The organism is Citrobacter sp. C6_1, from assembly GCF_014596835.2.
Lineage (GTDB): Bacteria > Pseudomonadota > Gammaproteobacteria > Enterobacterales > Enterobacteriaceae > Citrobacter > Citrobacter pasteurii.
In genome coordinates, this window is record NZ_CP115031.1 from 2657332 (window position 1) to 2669451 (window position 12120).

At 48.8% G+C, this 12120-nt stretch carries 12 protein-coding genes; 6 read left to right on the forward strand and 6 right to left on the reverse strand.

The window, feature by feature from the left end; all coding sequences use genetic code 11:
- Positions 1-54 precede the first annotated feature (54 nt).
- Positions 55-939: a D-hexose-6-phosphate mutarotase gene (locus tag IB196_RS12975; protein WP_188232107.1), complete on the forward strand. Its 885-nt coding sequence runs from the start codon at positions 55-57 to the stop codon at positions 937-939.
- A gap of 98 nt (positions 940-1037) precedes the next feature.
- Here IB196_RS12975 and IB196_RS12980 read toward each other — a convergent pair whose 3' ends face one another.
- From IB196_RS12980 to IB196_RS12995, 4 genes are all read right to left on the reverse strand, one after another.
- Positions 1038-1892 carry an aldo/keto reductase gene (locus IB196_RS12980; protein WP_040233647.1) on the reverse strand — a complete coding sequence of 285 codons (855 nt, stop codon included), beginning with the start codon at positions 1890-1892 and terminating at the stop codon, positions 1038-1040.
- A gap of 178 nt (positions 1893-2070) precedes the next feature.
- Complete coding sequence (locus tag IB196_RS12985) at positions 2071-2421, reverse strand: hypothetical protein (RefSeq protein WP_188232106.1); 351 nt, start codon at positions 2419-2421, stop codon at positions 2071-2073.
- Between the two features lie 10 nt (positions 2422-2431).
- On the reverse strand, positions 2432-2674 hold the full coding sequence (locus IB196_RS12990) for a hypothetical protein (RefSeq protein WP_040233644.1): 243 nt from the start codon (positions 2672-2674) through the stop codon (positions 2432-2434).
- A gap of 499 nt (positions 2675-3173) precedes the next feature.
- A complete protein-coding gene (locus tag IB196_RS12995) occupies positions 3174-3920 on the reverse strand; it encodes a MipA/OmpV family protein (RefSeq protein ID WP_005120354.1) in 747 nt (248 codons plus the stop codon).
- Positions 3921-4353: 433 nt separating this feature from the next.
- On the opposite strand from IB196_RS12995, the gene yeaG reads away from it, so the two are divergent.
- Positions 4354-6288 carry a protein kinase YeaG gene (gene yeaG / locus IB196_RS13000; protein WP_005120355.1) on the forward strand — a complete coding sequence of 645 codons (1935 nt, stop codon included), beginning with the start codon at positions 4354-4356 and terminating at the stop codon, positions 6286-6288.
- Positions 6289-6409: 121 nt separating this feature from the next.
- Complete coding sequence (locus tag IB196_RS13005) at positions 6410-7693, forward strand: YeaH/YhbH family protein (protein ID WP_048211926.1); 1284 nt, start codon at positions 6410-6412, stop codon at positions 7691-7693.
- Between the two features lie 65 nt (positions 7694-7758).
- On the opposite strand, the gene IB196_RS13010 is transcribed toward IB196_RS13005, so the two are convergent.
- Positions 7759-8529 (reverse strand): class I SAM-dependent methyltransferase, encoded by a 771-nt coding sequence (locus IB196_RS13010; RefSeq protein WP_005120358.1) that lies wholly within the window; start codon positions 8527-8529, stop codon positions 7759-7761.
- 165 nt (positions 8530-8694) lie between these two features.
- Here IB196_RS13010 and dgcJ point away from each other — a divergent pair, with 165 nt between their 5' ends.
- The 3 genes from dgcJ (at position 8695) to IB196_RS13025 (ending at position 11324) form a co-directional block, all read left to right on the forward strand.
- Positions 8695-10185, forward strand: a complete 1491-nt coding sequence (gene dgcJ, locus IB196_RS13015) for a diguanylate cyclase DgcJ (protein WP_188232105.1) — start codon at positions 8695-8697, stop codon at positions 10183-10185.
- A gap of 48 nt (positions 10186-10233) precedes the next feature.
- Positions 10234-10737 carry a YbaK/prolyl-tRNA synthetase associated domain-containing protein gene (locus IB196_RS13020; protein ID WP_040233638.1) on the forward strand — a complete coding sequence of 168 codons (504 nt, stop codon included), beginning with the start codon at positions 10234-10236 and terminating at the stop codon, positions 10735-10737.
- 140 nt (positions 10738-10877) lie between these two features.
- The gene (locus IB196_RS13025) at positions 10878-11324 is read left to right on the forward strand and encodes a DUF441 domain-containing protein (protein WP_005120361.1); all 447 of its coding nucleotides are present in this window, start codon (positions 10878-10880) and stop codon (positions 11322-11324) included.
- Here IB196_RS13025 and IB196_RS13030 read toward each other — a convergent pair.
- Positions 11281-12099, reverse strand: a complete 819-nt coding sequence (locus tag IB196_RS13030) for a helix-turn-helix transcriptional regulator (protein ID WP_040233635.1) — start codon at positions 12097-12099, stop codon at positions 11281-11283. The genes IB196_RS13025 and IB196_RS13030 overlap by 44 nt on opposite strands.
- Between the last annotated feature and the right edge of the window lie 21 nt (positions 12100-12120).

Genomic DNA, 12120 nt, shown 5'->3' on the forward strand with positions numbered 1-12120 from the left:
GACTTCGGTCGCCTTTTTTTATGACCAAAATATTTACATACCAAGGATTGCGTAATGATTAATAAAATTTTTGCACTTCCGGTAGTCGAACAAATTGCCCCTGTCCTCTCCCGCCGCCAGCTTGATGAGCTGGAGGTTATTGTTGTCGATCACCCACAGGTTAAAGCTTCTTTCGCACTGCAGGGTGCACATCTTCTTTCCTGGAAACCAAATGGTGAAGAGGAAGTCCTGTGGTTAAGCAACAATACCCCGTTTAAAACCGGCGTAGCGCTGCGGGGCGGAGTACCAATTTGCTGGCCTTGGTTTGGTCCAGCTGCCCAGCAGGGCCTGCCTTCGCATGGTTTTGCCCGTAACCTGCCCTGGACGCTGAAGGCACACAACGAAGATGACAACGGCGTGGTTCTGACGTTTGAGCTGCAAAGCAACGCTGAAACGCGTCAGCTATGGCCGCACGACTTTACCCTGCTTGCCCGCTTTAAAGTCGGTGCTACCTGTGAAATCGAACTGGAAGCCCACGGTGAGTTTGAAACCACCTCCGCACTGCATACCTACTTCAACGTGGGTGATATTGCCGCAGTGAAAGTCAGTGGTCTTGGCGACCGTCTGATCGATAAAGTGAACGATGCCAAAGAAGATGTGCTGGCCGATGGTATCCAGACCTTCCCGGATCGTACCGATCGTGTCTATCTGAATCCGGAAGCGTGCAGCGTGATTCATGATGATGCGTTGAATCGCAATATCGATGTCGTGCACCACCACCATCTGAACGTTGTCGGCTGGAACCCGGGCCCGGCGCTGTCCGTCAGTATGGGCGACATGCCGGATGACGGTTACAAAACGTTTGTTTGTGTAGAAACGGCTTACGCGACCGCTCCGCAGAAAACCACCGAAGAAAAACCATCTCGCCTCGCGCAGACTATTCGTGTGGCTAAACGCTAAGACAACTCTGCGCATCATGCCGGATGCGGCTAACGCCTTATCCGGCCTACAAACCGCTCGTAGCCGTAGGCCTGATAAGCGCAGCGCCATCAGGCAAATCAGGCCATATCCAGCGCCGTTTTACCTTTTGGCGCCGGATATGCCTCATTTAACAACTTCAGTTCATCAACCGAGAGCGTGATATTCAGCGCGGCGGCATTTTGTTCGACATGCGCTACGCTTGCCGCTTTTGGAATCGCGATCACGCCCGGTTGACGAATAACCCACGCCAGCAAGATCTGGGCGGTACTGGCATCGTGTGCACGTGCAATATCGCTAATCACCGAATGAGTGAGCAGACCACGGCGCAGCCGTCCTGCCTGTGCCAACGGGCTATAGGCCATAACCGGCATCTGCTGTTGCTGACACCATGGCAGCAAGTCATATTCAATGCCGCGCGACGCTAAATGATATAGCACCTGGTTAGTGGCGCATTGTTGTCCACCTGCAACCTGCCATAGCGCCTGCATCTCGTCATAATCGAGATTCGAAACACCCCACCGACGAATTTTCCCCTGAGCGATGAGTTTTTCCATGGCGCTGACGGTTTCTTCATAAGTAAAGTCCCCCGTCCAGTGCAGCAAATAGAGATCCAGATAGTCGGTTTTCAGCCGGCGCAGACTGCCTTCACAGGCAGCAATCGCTTTCTGGCCTCCGGCATTCCACGGATAAACTTTTGAAACCAAAAATGCACCATCGCGCTGTCCCGCTAATGCTTCGCCAACAATCTCTTCTGCTGCACCATCAGCATACATTTCAGCCGTATCAATCAGACGCAGTCCCAGATCCAGGCCAGCCTGCAACGCCGAGACTTCATCACGGCGACGGCAGGGATTCTCCCCCATGCCCCATGTTCCCTGCCCTATAGCAGGAAGCGAAACCTGCTCCGTAAACATCACCTGTTTTACTGTCATAGTTCCCCCCTGAGTACATGCACCACAGTAAAGCAAAACACGGGTGATGTGTCCTGTGATGGTGCACAAATTGCACCATCCTCGTTTGGAAGGTTCGTCGTTAATCAGATGCAATAAAAAGCCCGGGCACAGTATTTATTCCCGGACTTAGACAGATAACGTTTTAGCTGCGCAGAGATTATTTTAAACGGCCTAAATATTTACCTTCTTTCATGGCATTTATTTTTCCGTTCTTATACACAACAACCGAAATCAAGCCTGCACTATAGGTTTGCGCCTCTGCATTATTTTCATCATTTGCTGCCGGGCTACCATTTATGTAGGCAATGCCATCGGCGCCACGTTTAAAATCAACCCCCAGTTTCTTCACATGTATGGGTTTTACCGTACTGCCGTTAACCGGAGCATTCACTTCACTAACCATGGTTTTATGATCATGCTGTAACTGACGGCGGTAAGCCTCGCTAATAGCATGAGCAGGTGCAACAGTTGATGCCACCAGCGCAGCGATAATAATTAATTTTTTCATGAGGAAAACCTTAATATTTATTATGACTATGATGATGGCTGGAATTAGCGTCATTTGTGCTGTACAGGCTCTGTGCATTTTCCATAGCCTGTTTTTCCGCTGCAGCATTGATTGTAGCCTGACGATTCTGCTCAGCAACGTAGCATGCGTCCCGACTGACGCCCTTGTTCTCACAGTCATTCATGCGAGAAGCCTCGGTAGAACAACCCGCCAGAACCCCGCCCATCACAACTATCATGATTAACTTTTTCATTATCTATACCAGGTTTATACTCAAAAACCTTCATCGCAGATGATATTTCTGCAATGTAAAATAAAAATTAACCGTTTTGTTTTTTACTTTTCACATGAAAGATGACTTTCATGGTTAAATTAGACGATGAAAATAGTTGTCAGATATTTGCAATACGCCTTGCAAGGTTGATTGAGGTCCAGGAGTCATAACAAAACAGTGCATTTTCAGTATATTGCCGTAGTGACTTTTGTTAGCCGCTAACGATGATTGGTGATGGGACACCTGTATTTCTTATTCTGTAAGCAAATCGATATCTGATTAATTAAATCATCCGTTCCTTTTTGGTAACTACACCAGGTAAAACACGTTAATTATTCGTTGCAGCATCGCATAAGGCAGAATCAGCAAAAATCGTGAATTCTCATGCTTAAGATCAACATTCATTCCCGTCAGGCAAAAAAGCCCGCATAATGGGTTCAGTCCATAACACGGGCTCATGTTCAGCATTGGAAATGCATCAGAACTTATAGGTGATACCCGTTGAGATCAGAGCCGTCCAGGATTTGTCTACCATCGGGCTGTCTGTCACTTCATCAGACAAACGGGTGTAACGCGCAGTACCGTACACGCTCCAGTCGCCTAAGAAATTATAGTTGGCGCTGAGTTCAAGGTACGGGTTCCAGCTGCTTTCAGGATCGTAGCTGCGTAAACCACTGCGGGACGATTCGTGGTGCGATACACCATAGTAGTACTGGTTCTGGTTTTCACTGTTCCACTCAACACCAATCCCCGGTGTCAGCGTCAGACCCCCGTTGGTATAACGGTACAGCCATGCCAGATCCCATACGATACCATTACTGTTATCCAGTGCGTCTCCCGCGAGGCTGGTACGCAGGAAACCATATTGTGTGTTATGCACGTAAGAAAGCCCGGCCATCATGGTGCTCTTACGCTTATCGAGATTGCGCAGACGGCTATCGTCGCTGTCGCCAGGCTTGAAGTACAGTGGCGACCAGTACGCCATCACAGATAATTTATCTGCATTGTCATTCCACAGGTAGTAACCGCCGCCCAGACCACGGAACCAGAAGTTGTCGCTTTCATAGGTCACAACAGGGACCGGGTAAACGTCACTATCGTAGTTTTTGTAAGGGTGTTCAACCACACCAACGCCTGCGCCCAGCGTCAGGTTGCTTTCTGCTTGCGCGACGCTCGCGGACGTGGCAATAAGCACGCCAAGTGCCAGAAGTTTGAGTTTGGTCACAATCCATAATTCCTTATTCAAATGTTTAGCGACGAAAGTGTAACCGCCAATACGCTTCAGCCCAACTATTTTACGTATTACCTGCCCAATGTAACCCCCTAATTTCTCAATGAGTGATGGCATTTTGTTTGCAGTGCGGTGAACAGCACATGAATTCAGCCCCATTTCTTTACATAACATGTGCTTTTTTTGCTGATGAGTTATTGATATGCCATTGAAATTCATTTGCGCGTACAGGCAAATTTTGCAAATGCCATCTACGCTTAAATTTAGAAGGTGTATCACCGAATACGTTGATCTCCTGACCATCGAAATGGCATGAGAGTTGCTTATTTCTTCAGCAGCGACGTCGTTCAGTTTACCTCTTCAGGGGCCTCTACTATTCATATGAACGGCTCTTAACATGTGCTAAAAAACGAAAGGACGGCATACCATGAATATATTCGATCACTATCGCCAGCGTTATGAAGCTGCCAAGGACGAAGAGTTCACGCTGCAGGAGTTTCTTACCACTTGTCGGCAAGATCGCAGTGCTTATGCCAACGCGGCAGAGCGGCTATTAATGGCTATTGGTGAGCCTGTCATGGTTGACACTGCCCACGAACCTCGACTTTCTCGACTCTTTTCGAATCGGGTGATTGCACGTTATCCCGCTTTTGAAGAGTTTTACGGCATGGAAGACGCGATTGAACAGATTGTTTCTTATCTGAAACATGCGGCTCAGGGGCTGGAAGAGAAGAAGCAGATCCTCTATCTGCTGGGGCCGGTGGGAGGGGGAAAATCATCGCTTGCAGAGCGACTGAAATCGCTGATGCAAAGAGTGCCCATTTATGTCCTCAGCGCCAATGGTGAACGTAGCCCGGTTAACGATCATCCGTTATGCCTGTTTAATCCGCAGGAAGATGCACAGATCCTGGAAAAAGAGTATGGGGTTCCGCGTCGCTATCTCGGCACAATCATGTCGCCGTGGGCTGCGAAGCGTTTGCATGATTTCGGCGGGGACATTACTAAATTCCGCGTCGTCAAAGTCTGGCCGTCTATTCTGGAGCAAATCGCCATCGCTAAAACGGAGCCTGGTGATGAAAACAACCAGGACATTTCCGCTCTGGTCGGGAAAGTAGATATTCGTAAACTCGAACACCATGCACAGAACGATCCTGACGCCTATGGCTACTCAGGTGCGCTGTGCCGCTCCAACCAGGGGATTATGGAATTTGTAGAGATGTTTAAAGCACCGATTAAAGTGCTGCATCCTCTGCTGACTGCAACCCAGGAAGGAAACTACAACGGGACAGAAGGTATCTCTGCCCTGCCGTTTAACGGAATTATTCTCGCCCACTCGAACGAATCTGAATGGGTGACGTTCCGCAACAACAAAAATAACGAAGCCTTCCTCGACCGTGTATACATCGTGAAGGTTCCGTATTGCTTACGTATATCTGAAGAGATCAAGATCTACGAAAAACTGCTTAACCACAGTGAGTTGACCCATGCGCCTTGCGCACCGGGCACACTGGAAACGCTCTCTCGCTTCACTATTCTTTCACGTCTGAAAGAACCTGAAAACTCGAGTATATATTCGAAGATGCGCGTTTATGACGGCGAAAGCTTGAAAGATACCGATCCTAAAGCAAAATCGTATCAGGAGTACCGGGATTACGCCGGAGTTGATGAGGGGATGAACGGTCTGTCCACACGTTTCGCGTTCAAGATCCTCTCCCGCGTGTTCAACTTTGACCATGCCGAAGTCGCGGCCAACCCCGTGCATCTGTTCTATGTGCTTGAGCAGCAAATCGAACGCGAGCAATTCCCGCAGGAGCAGGCCGAACGTTATCTCGAGTTCCTGAAAGGCTATTTGATCCCGAAATACGCCGAGTTTATTGGCAAAGAGATCCAGACGGCTTACCTCGAGTCCTACTCTGAATACGGACAGAACATTTTCGACCGTTATGTCACCTATGCGGATTTCTGGATTCAGGATCAGGAGTATCGCGACCCGGATACCGGTCAGCTGTTTGACCGTGAGTCGCTGAACTCAGAACTGGAGAAAATTGAGAAACCGGCGGGTATCAGTAACCCGAAAGATTTCCGTAATGAGATCGTCAACTTTGTTCTGCGCGCCAGAGCAAACAACAGCGGTCGTAATCCAAACTGGACCAGTTACGAAAAACTGCGCACGGTTATTGAGAAGAAAATGTTCTCGAATACCGAAGAGTTGCTGCCGGTCATTTCGTTTAACGCTAAAACCTCGACTGACGAGCAGAAAAAGCACGACGATTTTGTCGACCGTATGATGGAAAAAGGCTATACGCGTAAACAGGTGCGTTTACTGTGCGAATGGTATTTGCGCGTACGTAAATCGTCTTAACATAAGTGCCCGGTGGCGCATGCGCTTACCGGGCTTGCAAAATAATGTTCCGTAGACCGGATAGCGCCAGCGCCATCCGGCACTTACAGACATGGCGAACAGTTGGCAGTACGGGGGGCATATGACCTGGTTTATTGACCGGCGTCTTAACGGCAAGAACAAGAGCACGGTAAACCGCCAACGCTTCTTGCGCCGTTATAAATCGCAAATTAAACAGTCGATCTCCGAGGCCATTAACAAGCGTTCGGTGACCGATGTAGATAGCGGCGAATCTGTCTCTATTCCGACCGATGATATTAGCGAACCGATGTTTCATCAGGGGCGCGGTGGCCTGCGTCATCGCGTCCATCCGGGTAACGATCATTTTGTCCAGAATGACCGTATCGAACGTCCGCAGGGGGGCGGCGGCGGTTCAGGAAGCGGACAAGGCCAGGCCAGTCAGGATGGAGAGGGTCAGGATGAGTTCGTCTTTCAGATATCTAAAGATGAATATCTTGATCTGCTGTTCGAAGATTTAGCGCTGCCTAACCTGAAGCAGAATCAGCAGCGTCAGCTAACGGAGTTTAAAACGCACCGTGCAGGATTTACCTCCAACGGTGTGCCAGCCAACATCAGCGTGGTGCGCTCCTTGCAAAACTCACTGGCGCGTCGCACAGCAATGACGGCGGGTAAACGTCGTGAACTGCATGCGCTTGAGGCCGATCTGGAAACCATCGCCAAAAGTGAACCTGCGCAGTTGCTGGAAGAAGAGCGATTACGCAAAGAAATTGCTGAATTACGGGCAAAAATCGAACGCGTACCGTTTATAGATACTTTTGATTTGCGCTACAAGAATTATGAAAAACGACCCGATCCTTCCAGCCAGGCGGTGATGTTCTGTCTGATGGACGTCTCCGGTTCAATGGATCAGTCGACTAAAGATATGGCAAAACGTTTTTATATCCTGCTGTATCTGTTCTTAAGCCGCACTTACAAGAACGTGGAGGTTGTCTATATTCGCCATCATACTCAGGCAAAAGAGGTTGATGAACACGAGTTCTTCTACTCTCAGGAAACGGGGGGAACCATAGTTTCCAGCGCCCTGAAGTTAATGGATGAAGTGGTAAAAGATCGCTACAACCCTGCCCAGTGGAATATCTATGCCGCTCAGGCATCGGATGGCGATAACTGGGCAGATGATTCACCACTGTGTCATGAAATCCTGGCGAAAAAGCTGCTGCCGGTGGTGCGATATTATAGCTATATTGAAATCACCCGGCGCGCACACCAGACCCTGTGGCGTGAGTATGAGCATCTGCAATCTACCTTTGATAATTTTGCGATGCAGCATATCCGCGACCAGGATGATATTTACCCGGTATTTCGCGAACTGTTTCATAAGCAAAGTACGACCAGTAATAATTAACCTAAACAAATCAGTCAGCGCGTAGATGTGCTGACTGATTTTATAAATAGTGCCCCATCCTGTTTTTATTTTCCCTTAACAGAGCAGCAGGCAATGTAGTTTAGCTGATGGCGTTGCGAACGGAAGAAGCGAAACATTTTCAGGAATCGACGGCGATTTTCGTAAGTGCGTAAACCGTTAAACATAATTTTAATCGCCCCTGTAACCCCCTCATCACGAATTAATCCTCGTGGCGACATCAGCGACATAGCGCCATTATGCTGCATGACCTGTTCAAAACCGCAGTTGAGAAATAACTCACGCCAGCCTTGTCTGGTCATCGGACTCACGTTTGATTTCACCACCTCCACAAGCTTGCCCTGCTCGCTCGCATCCAGTTTTTGTGTGGTGAACATAATGTCGTGGGTTAACAGACGACCGCCGGGTTTCAACACGCGATAATATTCGGCAATTAATTTCGCCTTCGCTTTATCGGCATACATTGTCAGCATGGCCTCGTTAATCACCACATCGAAGCTGTTATCCGCAAAAGGTAGGGTACTGGCATTCGCCGCCATCACATGAATGTGATTTTCCAGTCCATTTGCTGCCACATTATTTCTGGCATTTGACAGCGCGGTTTTATCCATATCGATAGCGTAGACCGTACAACCAAAGCGTTGCGCTATCTCTATTGCCGTGGTGGCCATATTACAGGCCACTTCCAGCACCTGGCTGTCGGGCGTCAGCTGTGACTGGCTGAACAACCACTCTGTTGCTTCAACGCCCCCCGGACGCAGACGGGTTTTGCCCAGGCTGGCTAAGAACGTATGGCCCGCTTTTTCAGTCGTGCTCATCTGCCTGTCTCCTTTTCTATAAGTTGCATTATAAATACAACATTAAGCGTTAAAGGTGAAGAGTACGAATGTTTTTTATTACAAAATGTCCTTCCCCGTAGCGTTAGAGAGGAGGTATACCGTGTGATAGACTGAAGTATCAGACTTACAGGGCTGTAAATCATTATGAAATTGCATCATAAAGCGCTCAGGCTCTTTATCTCCGTTAGCGTAATTGTTTTGACGTCTTCTTTTTTGGTTTATGAGCTCATTGCCAGCGATAAAGCAATGAATGCGTACATGCGCTATATCAATGAGAAAGCCGACTCATCGTTTCTTTATGATAAGTATACTAATCAAAGTATTGCCGCCCATCTGATGCGCACATTTTCATCCCCTCAGGAACCCGCGTCTGTCGAACAACAAAAAGCGCTTTGCAACGCTTTCGACAGCGTTAACGGCACTCATGGACTCAATCTCACAGAGCATAACTACCCGCCATTGCACGGGACGCTGCAAACCACCTCAACGAAATGTAGCGAACAACTTGAAGACATATTCCTGCTGCCCTCTTTTGATAAGGCGGTAAGCGCTAATCGTGAGCAGAAAGACTACGGTCAGGGATTAGGTACGCTGGAGTATAAATTACGATATTACGTCGACCTCAAAAATAACTACGTCTATTTCTATGACCGGATCGACTCGCGCCAATTTGCGATACATAACTGGACGTTTTTGCAAAAAGGTACCCTCGGCATTGACCAGAATGATATTGACGCTATTTTCACGGGGCGCACGGTGATCTCCAGTATTTATCAGGATAACCTGACCGGGAAAAAGGTGATGAGCTTTTTAACACCGGTCTACTCTACCGGTAAGTTAAAAGGTGTAGTAATGGTGGATATCAACAAAGAGAATTTAAAGAATATCTTTTATACCAGCGACCGGCCTCTGGTATGGCGCTATCTTAACGTTACGCTCTCAGATACCAGCTCCGGTAAAGAGATTCTCGTTCACCAAAGTGAGACTAACCTGTTTCACTATGTTCACTACGAGAAGGACATTCCAGGCGGTATACGCATCACTTTATCGCTTGATTTAATGTATTTTATTGTCTCGTCCTGGAAAATCTTCGCTTTCTATCTGCTGGCAACAATTCTGCTGTTGAATTTGGTCAGAACGCATTTTCGCTTGTATCACAACGTCACGCGCGAAAATATCAGTGACGCCATGACCGGACTCTACAATCGGAAAGTTTTAACCCCGACGCTCGAACAACGTTTGCATCAGTTGGTCAATACGGGCACTCTCGTCACCTTTATCGCCATCGACTGCGATAAGTTGAAAGTCATCAATGATACGTTAGGGCATAAAGAAGGCGACCGGATTATCACCCATCTGGCCAAAGCCATTCAAAGCTCCATTCGCAAAAGCGATTACGCAATCCGCCTCGGCGGCGATGAGTTTTGTATCATCCTCATCGACCATCCCAGTGATTTAACGCCCCGCCTGCTGGAGAGAATTCGCTATAACTTACAAATTATTGCGCATGATATATCCATCAGCTTCTCCGCCGGGGTTTATAATATGCAGCCGAACGACACTATTGATGATGCTTACAAAGCATCTGATGCACAGCTCTATCTGAACAAACAGAAAAAACGCGCCGGTGCGTGATTATTTTTCTGCAGGATTTTCATTGTTGTACCAGGAGTAAAGTAAGTCATGACGGAAGTGAACAAAGGTAACGCAACGCATCAGCGTTTAATTTCGTTGTTGTCAGAGCAAGGCGCAACGTACCGCGTGGTAAGCCATGAAGCCGTTGGCAAATGTGAGGCTGTTTCTGCAATTCGTGGTACCGCGCTCGGCCAGGGAGCAAAAGCCCTGGTCTGTAAGGTCAAAGGCAACGGCGTTAATCAGCATGTGTTGGCCATTCTCCCGGCTGACCAACAGGCTGACCTGAACCAGCTTGCAGGACATATCGGCGGTTTACGCGCATCACTTGCCAGCCCGGCTGAAGTGGATGAACTGACCGGCTGCGTATTTGGTGCTATCCCACCGTTTAGTTTCCATCCAAAACTCAGGCTGGTTGCCGATCCGCTGTTGTTTGAGCGCTTTAATGAAATTGCGTTCAATGCCGGACTGCTGGAAAAGTCCGTGATCATGGACACTCAAGATTATTTGCGCATTGCGCAACCTGAATTAGTCCCATTCCATCGCGCACAATAGCAGGCCGGTAATATCAGTATCAAAACGCGATATTATGCGTTCGCCCAAAAAAAATCATAATCATTAAAAAAAGCCTGTTCCGTCACGCGTTTACGCGTACAGTAAGCAGGCTTATTTTTTCTTTTGGCAAGGAAACTACGATGTTTGATGTCACACTGCTGATCCTGCTTGGACTGGCAGCTCTGGGCTTTGTCAGCCACAACACCACTGTCGCCGTTTCAATTCTGGTGCTGATAATCGTCCGTGTTACTCCGCTGAATACATTCTTCCCGTGGATTGAAAAGCAGGGGCTTACCGTTGGGATTATTATTCTGACGATCGGCGTCATGGCTCCCATCGCCAGCGGCACGCTGCCCCCCTCTACGCTTATTCACTCCTTTGTAAACTGGAAGTCGCTGGTCGCTATCGTCGTCGGCGTTGTTGTCTCCTGGCTTGGCGGGCGCGGCGTCACGCTGATGGGCAGCCAACCTCAACTCGTCGCTGGTTTACTGGTGGGCACAGTATTGGGCGTTGCCCTCTTTCGCGGCGTGCCGGTGGGTCCGCTTATTGCGGCAGGTCTGGTGTCGCTGATTGTTGGGAAGCAGTAGTCAACCCCGCCAGATAGCGACCTGGTGTTTGACCCAGACCTTTTTTGAACATGGTGATAAACGCGGTCGTAGAATCGTAACCGAGCATTTGAGCGACCTGTTGTACATTGTGCCCGTCGATCAGTGCCTGCAGCGCCAGGATCAGCTGTAGCTGATGGCGCCAGCGGCGAAAACTTAGCCCCGTCTCTTTGACGACCAGGCGGGCAAGGTTACGCTCACTCATCGCAAACACGTTGGCCCACTGCCCCAGTGTTTGCCATTGTGCAGGTTCCCGCGCCATCGTCGCCACCATCTTGCGAATTTTCGGGTGATCGGATACCGGTAACTGCATTTGCTCCTGTGGCTGCTGTGGGAGTTCGTCAAACAATACCTGCGTTAACCTCTGGGTGGCTGGTTCACAGAGCTGGGCATCCGTTTTGCTCGCCAACGCAAGAATAAGTTCCCGGCATAATGGCGCTATTTTCAGCGTACAACACCGATCCGGCATCACCACTGCGTGAGGTTCAATGAATAAAAAGCACAACTGCGCGCCAACGGTAACGTGGTTACTGTGCGGAATTTCACCAGGTATCCACACCGCATATTGCGGCGGCACCATCCACATGGCGTTCTCCACTTCACAGGTAATTGCACCATGCAACGCCAGGATTAACTGACCTTTGCGGTGTTGATGCAGTGGGCTGAAAAGCTCATCTTCCTGAGCCTGAATACAAAAAGCCACGGCGGCATCGTGGTAAAGATCGGGTTGATACCCGTCCAGCCTCAGCCCAAACATAAGAATGTCCGATTTTAGCGA